Annotated in this window: 14 protein-coding genes; 8 read left to right on the top strand and 6 right to left on the bottom strand. The window is 62.2% G+C overall.

Features of this window, described 5'->3' with window-relative positions:
* Positions 1-1410, bottom strand: a complete 1410-nt coding sequence (gene cysS, locus WMO66_RS11595; RefSeq protein ID WP_349136582.1) for a cysteine--tRNA ligase — start codon at positions 1408-1410, stop codon at positions 1-3.
* On the bottom strand, positions 1397-2023 hold the full coding sequence (gene cysE, locus WMO66_RS11590) for a serine O-acetyltransferase (RefSeq protein WP_349136581.1): 627 nt from the start codon (positions 2021-2023) through the stop codon (positions 1397-1399). Before cysE ends, cysS begins: the two co-directional genes overlap by 14 nt.
* Before the next feature lie 486 nt (positions 2024-2509).
* On the opposite strand from cysE, the gene glnA reads away from it, so the two are divergent.
* From glnA to WMO66_RS11550, 8 genes are all read left to right on the top strand, one after another.
* Entirely contained in the window at positions 2510-3937 is a 1428-nt protein-coding gene (gene glnA / locus WMO66_RS11585; RefSeq protein WP_349136580.1) for a type I glutamate--ammonia ligase, read from the top strand.
* A 234-nt stretch (positions 3938-4171) separates the two neighbouring features.
* On the top strand, positions 4172-5287 hold the full coding sequence (locus WMO66_RS11580) for a helix-turn-helix domain-containing protein (protein WP_349136579.1): 1116 nt from the start codon (positions 4172-4174) through the stop codon (positions 5285-5287).
* Between the two features lie 106 nt (positions 5288-5393).
* Positions 5394-6638: an MFS transporter gene (locus WMO66_RS11575; RefSeq protein ID WP_349136578.1), complete on the top strand. Its 1245-nt coding sequence runs from the start codon at positions 5394-5396 to the stop codon at positions 6636-6638.
* 197 nt (positions 6639-6835) lie between these two features.
* Positions 6836-8380, top strand: a complete 1545-nt coding sequence (locus WMO66_RS11570) for an ABC transporter substrate-binding protein (RefSeq protein ID WP_349136577.1) — start codon at positions 6836-6838, stop codon at positions 8378-8380.
* 69 nt (positions 8381-8449) lie between these two features.
* Positions 8450-9463 carry an ABC transporter ATP-binding protein gene (locus tag WMO66_RS11565; RefSeq protein WP_349136576.1) on the top strand — a complete coding sequence of 338 codons (1014 nt, stop codon included), beginning with the start codon at positions 8450-8452 and terminating at the stop codon, positions 9461-9463.
* A complete protein-coding gene (locus WMO66_RS11560) occupies positions 9456-10355 on the top strand; it encodes an ATP-binding cassette domain-containing protein (RefSeq protein ID WP_349136575.1) in 900 nt (299 codons plus the stop codon). Before WMO66_RS11565 ends, WMO66_RS11560 begins: the two co-directional genes overlap by 8 nt.
* Positions 10352-11347 (top strand): ABC transporter permease, encoded by a 996-nt coding sequence (locus WMO66_RS11555; protein WP_349136574.1) that lies wholly within the window; start codon positions 10352-10354, stop codon positions 11345-11347. Before WMO66_RS11560 ends, WMO66_RS11555 begins: the two co-directional genes overlap by 4 nt.
* The gene (locus WMO66_RS11550; protein ID WP_349136572.1) at positions 11344-12225 is read left to right on the top strand and encodes an ABC transporter permease; all 882 of its coding nucleotides are present in this window, start codon (positions 11344-11346) and stop codon (positions 12223-12225) included. The genes WMO66_RS11555 and WMO66_RS11550 overlap by 4 nt, the downstream gene beginning before the upstream one ends.
* A gap of 44 nt (positions 12226-12269) precedes the next feature.
* Here the strand turns inward: WMO66_RS11550 and rnc are convergent, their stop codons facing one another.
* Genes rnc through topA form a run of 4 tightly spaced genes read right to left on the bottom strand, consistent with a single transcriptional unit; the run spans position 12270 to position 17619 of the window.
* Entirely contained in the window at positions 12270-12953 is a 684-nt protein-coding gene (rnc, locus tag WMO66_RS11545) for a ribonuclease III (RefSeq protein ID WP_349136571.1), read from the bottom strand.
* The gene (gene plsX, locus WMO66_RS11540) at positions 12943-13980 is read right to left on the bottom strand and encodes a phosphate acyltransferase PlsX (protein ID WP_349136570.1); all 1038 of its coding nucleotides are present in this window, start codon (positions 13978-13980) and stop codon (positions 12943-12945) included. Before plsX ends, rnc begins: the two co-directional genes overlap by 11 nt.
* Positions 13981-13990: 10 nt before the next feature.
* Entirely contained in the window at positions 13991-15289 is a 1299-nt protein-coding gene (trmFO, locus tag WMO66_RS11535; protein ID WP_349136569.1) for a methylenetetrahydrofolate--tRNA-(uracil(54)-C(5))-methyltransferase (FADH(2)-oxidizing) TrmFO, read from the bottom strand.
* The gene (topA, locus tag WMO66_RS11530; protein ID WP_349136568.1) at positions 15286-17619 is read right to left on the bottom strand and encodes a type I DNA topoisomerase; all 2334 of its coding nucleotides are present in this window, start codon (positions 17617-17619) and stop codon (positions 15286-15288) included. The genes trmFO and topA overlap by 4 nt, the downstream gene beginning before the upstream one ends.
* Positions 17620-17625 lie beyond the last annotated feature (6 nt).

Here is a 17625-nt window from a genome sequence, read left to right as displayed (position 1 = left end):
TCAGATGCGCTTCCACTTTGCGCCCTGCGGCGTATCGATGACCTCGATGCCGCGCGCCTTCAGCTCATCGCGGATGCGGTCGGCCTCCGGCCAGTTCTTCGCGCGCTTTGCTTCGGTACGGGCGGCGACGAGCGCGTCGATCTCCGGGTCGTGCTCCTCCTCCGGCCGGGCGCTGCGTGCCTTCTCTGCCGCGGAGAGCAGGTTCAGGCCGAGCACCTCGTCAAAGCTGGCAAGGGCTGCGAGCTTCGTGGCATCATTCGTCTTTGCCTTCAGCACATCATAGACGGCCGTCACGGCGAGCGACGTGTTGAGGTCGGCGTTCAGCGCACCGAGGAAGCGCTCCTTCAGCGCCTCGAAGGCCTCCGCGTCGACCGCGCCGTCCTCCGGGCGCAGGGCCGCGATGCGGGCGATGAGCTTTTCGTAGGTCTGTGCCGCGTTGTCGAGGTTCTCCCAAGAGAACACGAGGTTGCGGCGATAATGGCTCTGCAGGCAGAACAGGCGGTAGACAATGGGATCGTAGCCCTTCTCCTCCAGCAGGGACACCGTGAGGAACTCGCCCTTCGACTTGGACATCTTGCCGGACTCCGTGTTCAGGTGATGGACATGGAACCAGTAATTGCACCACTTGTGGCCGAGGTAGGCCTCGGACTGGGCGATCTCGTTCGTGTGATGCGGGAAGGCATTGTCGATGCCGCCGCAGTGGATATCCAGATATTCACCGAGGTGCTTGATGCTGATGCAGGAGCACTCGATATGCCAGCCGGGATAGCCGACACCCCACGGGGAGTCCCACTTCAGGGCCTGATCCTCGAACTTGGACTTCGTGAACCAGAGAACGAAGTCATTCTGATTGCGCTTGTTGGAATCCTCCTCGACGCCCTCGCGCACGCCGACGGCAAGGTCCTCTTCCTTATGGTCGTTGAAAACATAATACTTTTCCAGCTTGGACGTGTCAAAATAGACATTGCCTCCTGCAAGATAGGCATAGCCCTTGTCCAGCAGCGTCTGGATCATATGAATGTATTCCGGGATGCAGTGCGTGGCGGGCTCCACGACGTCCGGCCGCTTGATGTTCAGCTTGGCGCAGTCAGCGAAGAACGCATCAGTATAGAACTTTGCGATCTCCATGACGGTCTTGTGCTCGCGGCGCGCGCCCTTGAGCATCTTGTCCTCGCCGGTATCGGCGTCCGAGGCCAGATGGCCGACGTCCGTGATGTTCATAACGCGCTTGACGGGATAGCCCATGTAGCGCAGACTCTTCTCGAGCACGTCCTCCATAATATAGCTGCGCAGGTTGCCGATGTGGGCAAAGTGATAGACCGTCGGGCCGCAGGTATACATTTTGACGAGCTTCGGATCGATGGGGGTAAAGAGCTCCTTCTTATGGCTCAGGGAATTATAGAGATACATCTTGATCCTCCTTCAATTTTTCCTCTAATTTTTCGATACGTGCATACAGGGCGTCCAGCTCCAGCCGGACAGGGTCCGGCGTGTGGATATGGTCGAGCTTTTCGCCGTTGCGCCGGACGACGCGGCCGGGCACGCCGACGACGGTGGAATCCGGCGGCACCTCGTGCAGCACAACGGAATTTGCTGCAATGCGGGCGTTGTCGCCGACCTTGAACGGACCGAGCACCTTCGCGCCGCTGCCGACCATGACGTTGTTGCCGAGCGTCGGGTGGCGCTTGCCGTTCGTCATGCCCGTGCCGCCGAGCGTAACGTTCTGATAGAGCAGGCAGTCGTCGCCGATCTCCGTTGTCGCGCCGATGACGATGCCGGTGCCGTGGTCGATGACGAGCCGTCTGCCGATCTTGGCGGCCGGGTGGATCTCAATGCCCGTCCGCCGCCGCGCAAACTGCGAGACCCAACGGCCAAGGAATCGCAGCCGGTGTTCATAGAGCCAGTGCGCCACGCGGTAATACATCGTGGCGTGCAGGCCGTTATATAACCAGAAGACCTCCCAGCCGCTGCGCGCTGCGGGATCATTGCGGCGGTATGCCTCTATGGTTTCTTTTAACCGCATTCTTTCGCCTCCAAACAAAAAACTGCCAGCCTCGGATCGCTCCAGAGGCGGGCAGTGCTCGCGGTTCCACTCTGATTTCTTGCTCCGGCCTTGACGCGGCCAACGGGGTCTCCCCGGCGCTCGCGGGCGCACGCTTCACACGGAGTCCGCCGCGCCCGCTCTCAGCCAATGGCGGACGCTCTCTGCGGCAGACGGCCCGGCTACTCTTCCCGGTCATAACGCCTATTTCATTGCTATTATATTACCATCAAGGGCCTGCGGTGTCAAGGTTTTTCCGGAAATTACACCGCCCGCGGACATTCGTCCGTGTATATTCATAGCGATATACAAAATTTTCTGCAGAGCCCGGAATGGGCTTGCTTTTCTTTCGTGAATTTACTATAATGCAAGCGAGCGCAAATCCAGAATCTCCGTCATTTTTACCAATCGCAGTCTTTCCGAGTTCGGAACATCCCCGCGGAAACTATGTGAGCAGGAGGAACCTTCATGTTTCAGAATGTACAGCAGATCCAGGATTTTATCCGCCAGAACGGCATCGCATTTCTCGATTTCAAGATGATCGACCTTCGCGGCAGGTGGAAGCACCTGTCCATCCCCGCAGCCCGCTTCAACGAGGACATCATGACGCACGGCATCGGCTTCGACGGCTCGAACTACGGCTATGCCCAGGTTGAGCGCAGTGACATGGTCTTCCTGCCGGACATCACGACGGCGGTCGTCGACCCGTTCGTCAAGGCGCCGACGCTCACGATGATCGGCGATGTCATGGTCATCGACCATCCGGCAAACCGCCCGTTCGACCAGTATCCGCGCAATGTCGCCAAGAGCGCCATCGCCCACATGCAGGCTCTCGGCGTCGCGGACGAGATGATCATCGGACCAGAGTATGAATTCCATGTCTTTGACGGCATGACGCGCACCCTGCGCCCGGATGCCGTCGGCTACCGCCTGCAGTGCAGCGAGTCCGTCTGGTCCGCCGGGGAATTCCCGAACAACGGCTTTCACACCGGCCCGCATGATGGCTACCACGCCGATCTGCCCGGCGACCGCACGTTTGACCTGCGCAACCAGATCTGTCTGGAGCTTGCCAAGTGGGGCGTGGACGTCAAGTATCACCACCACGAGGTCGGCGGCTCCGGCCAGCTGGAGATCGAGGTCGAGCTGGGCGAGATGACCCGTCTGGCAGACGCCACGATGGCCGCGAAATACGTCATCCGCAATACGGCCGCCGCGAACGGCATGACGGCCACACTGATGCCGAAGCCCATCTACGGCGAGGCCGGCAACGGCATGCACGTACACATGCTCCTGCGCAAGAACGGTCAGCCCGTGTTCTACGATCCGAACGGCTATGGCCAGCTCAGCCGCACGGCCATGCACTTCATCGGCGGCCTGCTGACGCACGCCCGCAGCCTCTGCGCCATCACGAACCCCAGCACGAATTCCTACAAGCGCCTCATCCCCGGCTTCGAGGCCCCTGTCACCATCGGCTATGCCATGGCGAACCGCAGCGCCGTCGTGCGCATCCCGGCCTATGTTAAATCGCCGGACAAGAAGCGCTTCGAGCTCCGCAACCCGGACGCGATGTGCAACCCGTACTTTGCCTACGCTGCCATTCTGATGGCAGGCCTCGACGGTATTGAGCACGAGATCGATCCGGCAGGACGTGGCTGGGGGCCGTTTGACTTCAATCTCTTCGACCTCCCGGCAGACGAGCGCAAGCGCCTCGGCCACCTGCCCGCCAGCCTCGACGAAGCGCTCGACGCGCTGGAAGCGGATCACGACTATCTCACGCGCGGCGGCGTGTTCCCGATGCCGCTGCTCGAGACGCTCGTCAAAACGCTCCGCGCCGACGCGCAGGAGATCAGCCGCATCCCGCACCCAGCGGAGTTCGACCGCTATTTCGATCTCTGAGCGGACCGTATTGGCCCCGTATTCCTTCCGGAGTACGGGGCTACGCGTGCAGAAGCCCAGAAGTATGACGCGGGAGGGGCTAAGCGGTGTTCCGGTCGAGACGATCCGCAATTTGATTTTCGGAGGAAGCAAAATGAACAAAGAAACAATCCAGCAGGCGGGGCCTGCTGCCAACATCGGCCACAGACTCTTTGCCCTCCATTCGACTGCATGCATTCTGCGGGGTCTCATCGGATGAGGGGCGCCAAGATCGCCGGGCTGCTGATTCGCCAGGCCCGTCTCCGGCGGGACTGGAGTCAGGACGGCCTGTGCCTGGGCATCTGTACTCCCTCTTACCTGTCCAAGATCGAGCAGGGCAAGGCAGAGCCCTCTCCGGAGGTGACGGAGCTTCTGCTTCGTCGTCTGGGCCTTGTCTGGATACCGGAGCCGGAGGATCTGAAGCCCTGCTGGAACGCCCTGCTTTCCGGCAGTCCCGGCTTTTTCCTTTGCTATGAGCAGCTGGTACTGCCCCAGCAGGAGAGACTTGCCTGCAGTCCGCTGGCGGCGGACATCCTGTTGCTGGCTGCCTTTTACACAGATACAATGCAGCCCCTGTCGGAGGAATGGGAGCCGTTTCTCTCCACCCGGCAGCTGGCTCTGCAGCGTGCTCTGCAGGGGCGGTGGGACGAGGCCGCGCGGCTGGAACCGCTGCCGCTGCTGTCCTCGCTCCACGGGAAAGCCCTCTACACAAAGGGGGAGTATACAACCGCCATCGAGGTGCTGCGAGACGCCTACCGCTCGGCGGCAGACGCAGGTTATCCCCATATGATGCTTTCCTGCCGTATTCTTACAGGAAACTGCTACTCAGATCTGGGCCGCATGGAGGAAATGATGACCCATTTTTCTGTAGCGGAGCATCTGGCAGAGGCTCTTGGCGACACGGACAGTCTGGCATCCCTCCGCTACAATACCGCTGCCACGCAGCTGCAGCTCGGCCAGCCGGAAAAAGCCCTGCCCTACTTTTCCAGCCTCCCGCATCCCAGCTTTCTGGACCTGCACAAGCTCGCCATCTGCCATGAACAGTTAGGGCACCGGGAGCAGGCATTGGCAGCCGTCCAACAGGCGGAGCCTCTGGCCGCCGGCGAGACAGAGCGGCAGATGCTGGCGCTGGTACGCTATCGGCTGGAGCATGCGGATTACCTTCACGACAGCGCCTACGGCGCTCAGCTGTTGGATTGCTTCCGGCAGCTGCAGGAGACATACCCCATGGGCTTCACCCGGTTCCACCTGCAGTGGGTGCTGGCATGGTACAAGGCGAACCGCCAGTACCGCCAAGCTTGCCGCCTGCTGGAGGAGTTTCCTATAATATAGTGTTTTTGCCAATCTAAGCGTGTCATTCTGGGAATAATTTTCCCATGATGACATGCTTTCTTTTTGTAAGGAGCTGTGCGATAATTATAGCCGCGAGGTGAACACTATGAAACAAACACTCTGGACGCGGGACTTTACCCGCATTACTGCCGCCACAGCACTGGGCGCAGCAGGCGGCATCATCAGTCAGTTTGCCCTATCGTTTCTGGTCTTTGACGAAACCGGCAGCACGCTGGCAGCGGCGCTGGTGGTCGCCATCCAGCTGATCCCGATGGTGCTGCTGCCGCTGGTCGTCGCTCCCATGATGGATCGTCTGCCGCGTAAGCCTTTTCTGGTGTGGGGCGACCTGCTCAACGGCGTGTGCTACGCCGGGGCAGGACTGTTTCTGTTGCACAGTTCCTTTTCCTATATTGCTTATCTGGCCTTTTCCCTGCTCGTGTCGTGCCTTGGGGCCTTCGACGAGCTGGCCTACAACAGCTTTTATCCCCTGCTGTTGCCGAAGGGGCAGGAAGAGCGGGCCTACACCGTCTCAGCCATGCTCTATCCCATTTTGAAGGTTCTGATGATGCCGCTGGCGGCGGTGCTGTACGATAAGCTGGGCGTGGGACGGCTGCTGCTGATACAGGCCGCGCTTTCGGTGCTGGCGGCCTTCCTGGAAAGTCGCATTCGCGTGCAGGAAAGCCGCCGGGATCAGGAGCCGCTGCTGTCTCTGAAAACATGGTGGCGGGATGTCCGAGAAGCAGCCGCCTATCTGCGGCAGGAGCACGGCCTGCACGGGCTCTATGCGTACATGTCCGTTACCAACGGCATGGCCTCGGGCTATTCTCCCTTGCTCATCGCCTTTTTCCGCACGGCGCCGGGCTTCACTACCGCCATGTATTCCTTTTTCTCCGTTGCGGAATTTGCCGGGCGCACCATCGGCGGAGCCATCCGCTACCGCTACTCTCTCCCGGAGAAAAAGCGCTTTGGCTTTCTGTTCGGTGTATATCAGACCTATGAGTTGATGGACACCTGCCTGCTGTGGCTGCCATATCCCCTGATGCTGGTGAATCGGGCGATCTGCGGCTTTCTGGGCATTCAAAGCGCCACCATCCGTCAGGCGGCAGTCCAGCGCTATATCCCCGACCGGCTGCGTGCCCGGCTCAATGCCTATGAGTCCATGCTCTGCACAGCGGCGGGAGCGGCGCTCTCTCTGGCCATCGGCGCACTGGGAGAGGTGCTGGATTACCGCCTCTGCATGACCGTCTGCGGTCTGATCACCATGGCGGTGTGCTGGCTGACGGTATTTCTGCGGCGGCGTCAGGTGCGCCAGGTGCTGGCGGACCGTCCCGGTGTGGACCAGATTCAGTAGATGCCAGTCCGGTTTTGTTTCCGAACATAGGGCAAAGCGGCTATGGCCACTTTTTCATGAGGCAAAGCCGGCACAACTTTTTTCGATCTTTTTGCATCGAATATCCCCCGGGGGAGCTTCCGGAACCGAATTTCGTATGCTAAAATGCATCACGAGAACGGGCGAAAGGGCCCGAAATGACAGGAGGACCACCCCCAATGAAACGAATTCTTGCACTGCTGCTGGTGCTGAGCGCCGTTCTGGCGCTGGCCGCATGCAGCAAAACCCCGGCAGTGACCGAAGACGAAGGCACGACGCTCGTCTACGGCAGCGGCGACTACACCCGCATCAACCCCGCCATGGATGAGCACGGCGAGATCAACGTGCTGCTCTTCAGCGGTCTGACCGCCCACAACGGCAGCAACGAGGTCGTTTCCGGTCTGGCTGAATCGTGGGAATACGATGAGAGCGCCTGCACCTACACCTTCCACCTGCGCGACGGCGTGAAGTGGCATGACGGCGAGCCGTTCACGGCCGAGGACGTAAAGTTCACGATCGAAGCCATCATGGACCCCGAAAACGGCTCGGAAAACGCGCCGAACTTTGAGGATGTGGAGGAGATCACCGTTCCCGACGACAAGACCGTCGTGTTCCGCCTGTCCGCACCGAACGTGGCCTTTCTTGACTATATGACCATGGCCATTCTGCCGCAGCACCTGCTGCAGGGCAAGGACATGCAGGAGTCGGACTTCTTCCGCCATCCGGTCGGCACCGGCCCGTATAAGCTGGAGAGCTGGGACGCCGGGCAGTCCATCGTGTTGGTCAAAAACGAGGATTATTACCTCGGTGCGCCGAAGATCGACCGCATCATCTTCAAGATCGTCACGGATGACAATGCGCAGGCTCTGCAGCTGAAGTCCGGCGAGATCGATCTGGCCCTGCTCGATCCGAAAAACGCAAAAGACTTTACGGACAAGGAGGGCTATACCTGCTATGACATGACGACGGCAGACTACCGCGGCATTCTCTTCAACTTCTGGAACGACTACTGGACGGAGAACCGTGACCTCATTCCCGCCATCTGCTACGGCATCGACCGGCAGGCCATCATCGACTCTGTCCTGCTCGGGCAGGGCATGGCCGCCTACGGTCCCCTGCAGCGCAACATTTATAACGACTCCAATGTAGAGCACTACGACTATGACCCGGAAAAGGCAAAGACCATTCTGGAGGACGCAGGCTGCACGATGGGCGAAAACGGCTTCTACGAGCGAAACGGCAAGGAGATCGGTTTTGTCATCAGCGTCATGGCCGGTGAGCAGGACCGCATCGACATTGCACAGGCTGCCGCACAGCAGCTGCGCGATATCGGCATCAACTGCACGGTCGACATTCCCGCGCAGATGGACTGGGGCGGACAGATGGCCTGCCTCATCGGCTGGGGCAGCCCATTCGACGCCGACGACCACACCTATAAGGTGTTCGGCACGGACAAGGGCGCAAACTACTCCGGCTACTCCAATGCCGCCGTGGACAGCTACCTGAAGCTGGCCCGCGAGACCTCCGACCCGGAGCAGCGCCGCCAGTATTACGCCAAGTTCCAGGAGGCTCTGGCCGCCGATCCCGCCTATGCCTTCATCTGCTACATCGACGCGAACTATGTCGCTGTCGACGGTCTGCAGGGCATCGCGGCGGATACCGTACTCGGCCACCACGGCGTCGGCATTTTCTGGAATGTTCAGGAATGGACGATCGAGAAATAACAACGGAAAAAAGCATCGGGAGGCTCGCAGAACCGGGCCTCCCGCATGTACGTTTTAACAGGTGATCCTATGGCAGAGCTACTGGAAGTAAAAAATCTGTCCGTCAGCTTTTTCACCCCGGCGGGAGAGGTCCAGGCCGTGCGCGACGTCAGCTTTTCGCTGCGCGCGGGTGAGGTCCTCGCCATCGTGGGCGAATCCGGCTGCGGCAAAAGCGTGCTGTGTAAGAGCATCCTGCACCTGCTGCCGCCGAGCGCGCGGCGCAAGAGCGGCACGATCGCGGTAAATGGCCGTGATATCACGCGGCTGCGGGAACGCGAGCTGCAGAAGCTTCGCGGCTCATTGTTTTCCATGGTATTTCAGGACCCGATGACTGCGCTGAACCCCAGCATGACCGTCGGCGCGCAGCTGGCGGCCGCTGTCCATGTTCATGCGCCCCGCCTGCGCGGCGCGGCTCTGGAGCAGCGCGTGCTCGAGCTGATGCGCCTTGTCGGCATCGACCGGCCGGAGGAGCGGCGTGGCCTGTATCCGCACCACTTTTCCGGCGGCATGCGCCAGCGCGTCGTGCTGGCCATTGCGCTGGCGGGCGACCCGTCGATCCTGTTTGCCGACGAGCCGACGACCGCGCTGGATGTGACCATTCAGGCCCAAATTCTCGATCTTCTGCGCGAAATTCAGCAGAAGCTCGGCACGGCAACGGTTTTCGTCACGCACGACCTCGGCGCTGTGGCGCGCGTGGCGGATCGTGTGGCCGTCATGTACGCCGGGAAGATCGTGGAGCTCGGCACGGCGGAGGATATTTTCTATGATCCGCGCCACCCCTACACCTGGGGCCTGCTGCAGTCGCTCCCGGCGCTGTCCCGCGGGAAGCCGCGGCTGCATACCATTCCCGGCATGCCGCCCACGCTGATCGACCCGCCGAAGGGCGATGCCTTCGCCTGCCGCAATGAATATGCCCTTGCCATCGACTATGAGGAGGAGCCGCCGATGTTCCGCATTTCCGACACCCATTTTGCCGCGACGTGGCTGCTCGACCCCCGGGCCCCGCACATCACGCCGCCGATCGGAGGCGAGCGCCATGGCTGAGCCGCTTCTCGAGGTGCGCGGTCTGACGCACGCCTTCCCGCTCGGGCGAAGGGCCGTGCTCCGCGCTGTGGATCACGTCTCGTTCACGCTCCGGCGCGGCGAGGTTCTCGGTCTCGTCGGCGAATCCGGCTCCGGCAAATCGACCATCGCGCGCTGCGTGATGAATCTGCTGCGGCCGCAGAGCGGGCAGATCCTCTATCGCGGCATCGACATCTGTGACCGCCGCGCCTTCCGCGCGAACCGCCGCACGCTGCAGGCAGAGCGGCAGATCATCTTTCAGGACTCCGGCTCGAGCCTGAACGGGCGCATGCGCGTGTGCGATATCATTGCAGAGCCGATGCGCATCCAGCATGTCCGCCCGCCGCGCGGCAGCTACCGCGCCGAGGCGGAATTCCAGATGCGCTATGTTGGTCTGGACGCGGGCTATCTGGACAAATACCCCGGTGAGCTTTCCGGCGGGCAGCGCCAGCGCGTCGCCATTGCGCGCGCCCTGTCCATGGAGCCGGAGCTGCTCGTTGCGGATGAGCCGGTCGCCTCGCTGGACGTCTCCATTCAGGCACAGATCATCAATCTGTTCCGCCATCTGCAGGAGGAGCACGGGTTCTCCTTCCTGTTTATTGCCCACGATCTGGCTGTCGTGGAATTCCTCTGTGACCGCGTCGGCGTGCTGTATCAGGGAAGGCTCGTGGAGCTGGCCCCGACGGCATCGCTGTTCGCCGCGCCGCAGCACCCCTATACGCGCGCGCTGCTCTCGTCCATCCCCATCCCGGACCCGCGCCTCGAGCGCGCCCGCAGGCCGCTCGTCTTTGAGGGGCCGCTGCCGGACGGCGGCACATGGACGGAGGTCGCGCCGGAGCATTACGTTCTGCTGGAAGGAGGGGGCGCCGTATGAAGGTCCGCCGGTTTTTCCTGCGGCTGCTGCCGCGCCTCGGCATTTTCGTGCTGAGCGTGCTGCTGCTCTCCGTTCTGACGTTCTATATCTCCCGCCTCGCTCCGGGCGACCCGCTTGTCTCCTACTACGGCGACCGCGTGGAAAAAATGTCCCCCGCCGAGCGCGAATGGGCTGAGGACAAGCTCGGCCTGAATGATCCCCTGCCCACGCAGTACGCACGCTGGTTCAGCCGCGCGCTGCACGGCGATTTCGGCATCTCCTATAAATACAAGATGGACGTGCTGGAGCTGATCGGTGACCGCATTGGCAACACCCTGCTGCTCGGCGGGCTCGGCTTCGTGCTGCTGTTCGTGCTGGCTCTGCTGCTCGGCGCGCTGTGCGCATGGAAGGAGGACCGGCCGCTCGACCGCATCCTCTGCAAGCTTGGCACGGTGACGAGCTGCATCCCGGAATTCTGGCTGTCACTGATGCTGATCCTGCTGTTTTCCGTCACGCTGCGCTGGCTGCCGAGCTCCGGGGCCTACAGCGTCGGCCACGCGGACGATGTCGGCGACCGGATCGTGCACCTGATCCTGCCGATGTCCGTCGTCGTGCTGAGCCACCTGTGGTACTATGCCTACCTCGTGCGCAACCGGCTGGTGGAAGAGCTGCGCGCAGACTATGTGCTGCTGGCGCGCAGCGAGGGGATTGGCCGGGCGCACATCGTGCTGCGGCAGTGCCTGCGCAATGTGCTTCCGTCCTATCTCAGCCTCATGGCCATCTCCGTGCCGCATGTGATGGGCGGGACCTATATCGTGGAGGCCGTGTTCTCCTATCCCGGTCTCGGCACGCTGTCCTATGAGAGCGCGCGCTACAAGGACTACAACCTGCTGATGGTGCTGTGCCTGCTCTCCGGCGCGGTCGTCATCGCATGCAGTCTGCTGGCGCAGGCCATGAACGCGCGCCTCGACCCGCGCCTTCGCCCGACGGAACGGGAGGTGACTTCAAAATGACAGACGACCGCTTTCGTCTGGTCGGCGTCCGGCCGCAGTCGCCCGCAGCACCGGTACGCCGCGCGCCGTGGTACCGCGGCAAGCCGATTTTTTCAGCCGCCGTTCTGACGCTCATCGTGCTCGGCTGCCTGTTCTGCGAGGTGCTCCTGACGCACGATCCGACCTATCTCGACCTTGCGCACTGCAATGAAGCGCCGTCGCGGGAATTTCTCTTCGGGACGGACCCGATGGGCCGCGATATTTTCTCCATGATCTGGTACGGCGGGCGCATTTCGCTGACCATCGGCGTTCTATCCACGCTGCTGTCCACAGCCATCGCCATTCTGTTCGGCACGGTCAGCGGCTGCGCGCCGGACTGGCTGGACCGTCTCCTGATGCGGCTGACGGAAATTCTGCTGAGCGTGCCGAACCTGCTGCTCGTCGTGCTGCTGCAGGCCATTCTGGGCACGGCAAATGTGCTCACGCTCTCGCTCGTCATCGGGCTGACGAGCTGGGCCAGCATCGCCAAGGTCGTTCGCACGGAGGTGCGCAGGCTGCGCAGCAGCGAATATGTGCTGGCCTCGCGCTGCATGGGCGGCGGCTTCTTCCACGTCCTGCGGCAGCACCTTGCGCCGAATTTCTTCTCGTCCATCTCGTTCATGGTCGTTATGAACATCCGCAGCGCCATCACGGCGGAATCGACGCTAAGCTTCCTCGGCATCGGCCTGCCGATCGAGGTCGTCTCGTGGGGCAGCATGCTTTCCCTGTCCGAAAAGGCTCTGCTCACGGACGCATGGTGGATCATCGTCATCCCCGGTGTGTTCCTTGTGGCAACGCTGCTGTGCATCACGGAGCTGGCCAACGCCATGCGCCGCTCGACCCGCGAACGCACGCTATAAAACAGAATTGGGACCATCGGCTGCCGCCGGTGGTCCCAATCGTTTTATTTCTGTTCCGGGAAGAGCCGCACAATGGCCTGCGCCGCCGCTGCCTGCTCGGCGCGCTTTTTGCTCGTGCCGGAGCCGGTACCGACCTCCCTGCCGTTGAGCAGGACATGAACGTTAAATTCCTTGCAGTGGTCCGGGCCAGTCTCCGAGATGAGCTCATAGCTCAGCTGCTGCGATTTTTTGCGCTGCACGAGCTCCTGCAGCTCCGTCTTATAATCGTGGGTCTTTTCCGCCTCGGCGAGCTGCGGCAGGATGAGCCGCGTCACGATGTCGCTGGCCACGGCAAAGCCGCCGTCCAGATAGCTGGCAGCCACAACGGCCTCCATAACATCGCAGAGGATGCTCGGGCGGCGGCGGCCGCCGCTTTGATCCTCGCCGTTTCCGAGCAGCAGATGCTCGCCGAGCGAGAGACGCTCCGCCACGGCGGCAAGGCTCTTTTCGCAGACGAGCTCCGCGCGGATGCGCGTCAGATCGCCTTCGAGCTTTTTGGGAAAAGTCCGGTACAGATACTCCGCCGTCACGAAGCCGACAATGGAATCCCCAAGGAATTCCAGCCGCTCATAGCTGCGCAGTGGGTCCTGATAGATCTCGTTTGCACAGGAGGTGTGGGTCAGCGCCATGCGCAGAAGCTCCGGATCGCGGAACTTGTAGCCCAACGCCTTTTCCAGCTTATTCAGCATGTTCTTCCTCCCTGGGCAGGATCATCTGCCCGATATTGGCACGAATTTCCTCGCAGAAGCCGCTCTCGACCGCGCGGATGGCCTGCCGGATCGCGCCGCGGATGGCGGCGTCGTCGGACGAGCCGTGCGCCTTGATGACCGGGCGGCTGATGCCGATGACGATGGACCCGCCCGTTTCGCGGTAGTCCATGGTCTTGCGGATGCCGTTGATGCCCTTTTTACACAGCAGCGCGCCGAGCATCGTCAGCGGATTGCGGTAGAACATCTGCTTCATCATGTCGGACATGAACATGGCCGTGCCCTCCATGGTCTTGAGCAGGACGTTGCCGGAGAAGCCGTCCGCCACGATAACATCCGCCGCGCCGAACGGCACATCGCGCGCCTCGACATTGCCGACGAAGTGGATGGTCCCCTGCTCCGCGGCGCGCTTCAGAAGCTGATGGGCCTCGCGGTGGAGCGGGTCGCCCTTCGTATCTTCCGCGCCGTTGTTCAGAAGGCCCACGCGCGGCGACTCGATGCCGAGCGCCTTCTGCGCGTAGAACGAGCCCATGCAGCCGAACTGCAGCAGGAATTCCGGCGTGCACTCGGCATTCGCGCCCGCATCGATGAGAATGGCGTGGCCGTCCTTCGTCGGAAGGACCGGCGAGAACGCCGCGCGGCGGATACCGCGGATGCGCTTGACGAGCAGCGTAGCCGCCGTGAGCAGCGCGCCGGTATTGCCGGCCGAGATGAACGCATCACCGCCGCCCTGCGCCAGCATTCTTGCGCCCAGCACGAGCGAAGAGTTCGGATGCTGCTTCACGACCGCGGCGGGATCGCAGTGCATGTCCACCACATCCTCGGCATTGGCAAGCTCCACGCCGTCCGGGAGCGTATCCCAGCCCTGTGCCTTCATGCTGGCAAGGATATCCGCGCCGCGGCCGACCAGAACGATCTGCACGCCGAACTCCTTGGCCGCCTCCAGTGCGCCGCGCACCACGGCATCCGGGGCATTGTCGCCTCCCATTGCATCCAGAATGATTTTCATGCCTGTTCCCTCATTTCTCCATGGCCTCCAGGTGCGCAAGCGACCGGTTGGCAATGGCCAGATTCTTGTTTGCTTTTCCACGCACCCGCTGCTCGAGCGGGGCGATGATGCCGAAATTCACATTCATCGGCTGGAACGATGCCACGGTGCTGTCGCTGACATAGTGCGCCAGCGCGCCGATGGCCGTCACGGTGCCGAAGTCCGGCACGGGCCTTTCCTCCAGCCGCGCCGCCATGCTGACGGCGGCAAGATAGCCGGAGGCGCACGATTCGACATAGCCCTCCACGCCCGTCATCTGCCCGGCAAAGGCGACCATGGGGTCGCGCCGGTCTGCGTAGCACGCGTCGAGCAGCTTCGGTGAATTCAGAAACGTGTTGCGGTGCATCACGCCGTAGCGGACGAATTCCGCATCGTGCAGCGCCGGGATCATGGAGAACACGCGCTTCTGCTCCGGGAAGCGCAGGTGCGTCTGGAACCCGACGAGATTGTAGATGTTTCCAGCCGCATTGTCGCGCCGGAGCTGAACGACAGCATAGGGCTCGCGGCCCGTTGCCGGGTCCCGCAGGCCGACGGGCTTCAGGGGGCCGTAGCGCAGCGTGTCCTCGCCACGGCGGGCCATGACCTCGACCGGCATGCAGCCCTCAAAGACGTTTTTGTCCTCAAAGCCGTGCACCTCCGCTTCCTCGGCGGCGGCCAGCTCCCGGACGAAGGCCTGATATTCCTCGCGCGTCATGGCGCAGTTGATGTAATCCGCGCTCCCGCGGTCATAGCGGGAGGCGTACCACGCCTTCGTCATATCGATGGACTCCAGCGTGACGAGCGGCGCAGCCGCGTCAAAGAAATGCAGATAATCCGTCTGGCCGAAATAGCGGCCGATGGCCTCGCTCATGGCGTCGGACGTCAGGGGGCCCGTCGCGATGATGACCGGCCCCGCCGGGACCTCGGTCACCTCCTCGGAGATGACCGTGATATTCGGGTGGCTGCGGATGCGCTCTGTCACCATACCGGAAAAGCCGTAGCGGTCGACGGCAAGGCAGCCGCCCGCCTCGACGCGTGTGGCGTCGGCGCACTGCAGGATGAGGCTCCCGAGCCGCCGCAGCTCCTCCTTGAGCAGGCCGACGGCATTTTCCAGCCGGTCGCCGCGCAGGGAGTTGGAGCAGACAAGCTCCGCAAAATCTGCGCAGTGGTGCGCAGGGGTCATTTTTACCGGCTTCATCTCGGACAGGCGGACGGCAAAGCCGCGCTCGGCAAGCTGCCATGCGGCCTCACTGCCCGCAAGTCCCGCGCCGATCACGCGTACTTCGGTCATGCTTCGCTCTCCGTTTTTGTCTTTTTGCGTGCGGCAGGCTTTTTCTCCGCCGCTTTTTTCGTGGTCTTCGCAGTTTTTGCGGCCTTGGCGGCCTTGGCGGCCTTGGCCGTCTTCCCGGTCTTCGTCGTTTTGGCCGTTTTGGCAGGCTTCTTTTCCGCTTCCTCCGCGGCCGGGGCAATCTCCTCGGCATTCTCAACGGTGTCCGTCGTGGCCTTCGGCATGCGGCGCTTATAACCGCGCTTGTCCTCCGGCAGGAAGTCCGGGCACTTTTCGTTGATGCAGAACGGCTTCATCTGGCCGCGGCCGGATTTCTTGAACATCGTCTGCCCGCAGCTCGGGCAATCCTGCGCCGTGGGCACGTCCCACGTCATAAAGCCGCACTCCGCGCCGCGCTCGCAGGCGTAGTAGACATAGCCCTTTTTTGACTTGCGCTTGAGCATCCCACTGCCGCAGCGCGGGCAGCGGCCCGGCATACGCTCAACGAGCGGCTTGGTATTCTTGCACTCCGGGAAGCCGGGGCAAGCCAAAAACCGGCCAAAGCGGCCGCTCTTGATGACCATTTTGCGCCCGCACAGCTCGCAGACCTCATCGGTCTCTTCATCTGGCACCTTGATGCGCACACCGTCGAGAGCTTTCTCGGCATCCTCCATCTCGCGGTGGAAATCCTGATAGAAATCGCGCAGGACGGTCTTCCAGCCGACCTTTCCGGCCTCGACCTCATCGAGCTGGTGCTCCATATTCGCCGTGAACTCGACATCGATGATGTCGCGGAAGCGCTCGATCATCAGCTCGGTCACAACGCGGCCGAGCGGTGTCGGCCAGAGGCGCTTGTCCTTCTTGATGACGTACTCGCGGTCCTGGATCGTCGCGACGATCGACGCATAGGTCGACGGGCGGCCCACGCCGCGCTCCTCCATCGCCTTGACAAGCGTCGCCTCGGTGTAGCGCGCGGGCGGCTGGGTGAAATGCTGGGCCTTTTCCTGCTTGTCGGCAGTCAGGCGCTCGGAGCCGTCGAGATCGGGCAGCGAGGAGGAGCGCTCCTCGGCCTCGTCGTCGCGGCCCTCTTCATACACGGCGGTAAAGCCGGAGAATTTCAGGATCTGGTCGCTGGCGCGGAAGGCATGGCCCGCACAGCGTGCGTCGATCTGCACGGCGTCATAGCGCGCGTCGGACATCTGGCAGGCGACAAAGCGGCTCCAGATCAGCTTGTACAGCCGGTACTGCTCACGCGTCAGGTCTGCCTGAATGCTCTCGGGGTCGAGCCGGACGTTGCTGGGGCGAATGGCCTCATGCGCGTCCTGCGCGCCCTCCTTCTTGCGGAAATGGCGGGGCTGGCCGGGATAGTAGGCCGGGCCATAGCGATCGGTGATAAAATCACGCGCGGCGGCCAGCGCCTCCTCGGACAGGCGCAGGGAGTCGGTACGCATATAGGTGATGAGGCCGACGGTGCCCTCGCCGCTGATGTCGACGCCCTCATAGAGCTGCTGCGCAACGGCCATCGTGCGGCGCGGCGTCATATTGAGCTTGCGGGAGGCCTCCTGCTGCAGCGTGGAGGTGATGAACGGCGGCGTCGGCGAGCGGCGCTTTTCCGTGCGCTTGATGCCCGCAATGGTGAATTCCTGCCCGGCGATGTCGCGCAGGACCTCGTCGGCCTCGGCCTCGCTGTGCAGCTCGCGCTTCTTTTCCTCGCCGTAATAGTGCGCCGTGAAGCTGCCCGGCTTGTTCAGGCAGCGCAGCAGCACGTCGATCGTCCAGTATTCCTTCGGCACGAAGGCCTCGATCTCCTGCTCGCGCTCCACGACAAGACGCGTGGCAACAGACTGCACGCGCCCGGCGGACAGGCCGCGGCGGATCTTCTTCCACAGCAGCGGGCTGAGCTGGTAGCCGACGATACGGTCAAGGATCCGGCGGGCCTGCTGGGCGTCCACCAGATTATAATCGATGCTGCGCGGCTCCTGAATGCTGCGCGTTACGACGTTTTTCGTGATCTCGTTGAACGTCACGCGCTCCGTCTTGTCGTCCGGCAGCTCCAGCAGCTCCTTCAGATGCCATGAGATCGCCTCTCCCTCGCGGTCAGGGTCAGTTGCAAGATAGATGTGCTTTGCAGCCTTGGATGCGCTGCGCAGCTCAGAGATGATCGCGGCCTTGCTGGCCAGTGGCTGATAGTCCGGTTCAAAATCGTGCTCCAGATCGACGCCCATCTTGCTCTTGGGCAGGTCGCGCAGGTGGCCCATACAGGCCTCGACGCGATAATCCGGGCCGAGATATTTTCCAATGGTCTTTGCTTTAGACGGTGACTCGACGATCACCAGATTCGATCCCTTTGTCATGAAGGG

Origin of the sequence: Faecousia intestinalis, from assembly GCF_040096185.1 — a bacterium.
GTDB lineage: Bacteria > Bacillota > Clostridia > Oscillospirales > Oscillospiraceae > JAZOXB01.
This window is presented reverse-complemented; position numbering and strand designations above follow the sequence as displayed.

Excerpts from the sequence above, each read along its gene's own strand:
- WMO66_RS11575 (WP_349136578.1), top strand. The coding sequence starts at position 5,394 with ATGAAACAAACACTCTGGACGCGGGACTTTACCCGCATTACTGCCGCC.
- WMO66_RS11570 (WP_349136577.1), top strand. The coding sequence starts at position 6,836 with ATGAAACGAATTCTTGCACTGCTGCTGGTGCTGAGCGCCGTTCTGGCG.
- rnc (WP_349136571.1), bottom strand. The coding sequence starts at position 12,953 with ATGCTGAATAAGCTGGAAAAGGCGTTGGGCTACAAGTTCCGCGATCCG.
- WMO66_RS11565 (WP_349136576.1), top strand. The coding sequence starts at position 8,450 with ATGGCAGAGCTACTGGAAGTAAAAAATCTGTCCGTCAGCTTTTTCACC.
- cysS (WP_349136582.1), bottom strand. The coding sequence starts at position 1,410 with ATGTATCTCTATAATTCCCTGAGCCATAAGAAGGAGCTCTTTACCCCC.
- WMO66_RS11555 (WP_349136574.1), top strand. The coding sequence starts at position 10,352 with ATGAAGGTCCGCCGGTTTTTCCTGCGGCTGCTGCCGCGCCTCGGCATT.
- cysE (WP_349136581.1), bottom strand. The coding sequence starts at position 2,023 with ATGCGGTTAAAAGAAACCATAGAGGCATACCGCCGCAATGATCCCGCA.
- glnA (WP_349136580.1), top strand. The coding sequence starts at position 2,510 with ATGTTTCAGAATGTACAGCAGATCCAGGATTTTATCCGCCAGAACGGC.
- WMO66_RS11560 (WP_349136575.1), top strand. The coding sequence starts at position 9,456 with ATGGCTGAGCCGCTTCTCGAGGTGCGCGGTCTGACGCACGCCTTCCCG.
- WMO66_RS11580 (WP_349136579.1), top strand. The coding sequence starts at position 4,172 with ATGAGGGGCGCCAAGATCGCCGGGCTGCTGATTCGCCAGGCCCGTCTC.
- topA (WP_349136568.1), bottom strand. The coding sequence starts at position 17,619 with ATGACAAAGGGATCGAATCTGGTGATCGTCGAGTCACCGTCTAAAGCA.
- WMO66_RS11550 (WP_349136572.1), top strand. The coding sequence starts at position 11,344 with ATGACAGACGACCGCTTTCGTCTGGTCGGCGTCCGGCCGCAGTCGCCC.
- plsX (WP_349136570.1), bottom strand. The coding sequence starts at position 13,980 with ATGAAAATCATTCTGGATGCAATGGGAGGCGACAATGCCCCGGATGCC.
- trmFO (WP_349136569.1), bottom strand. The coding sequence starts at position 15,289 with ATGACCGAAGTACGCGTGATCGGCGCGGGACTTGCGGGCAGTGAGGCC.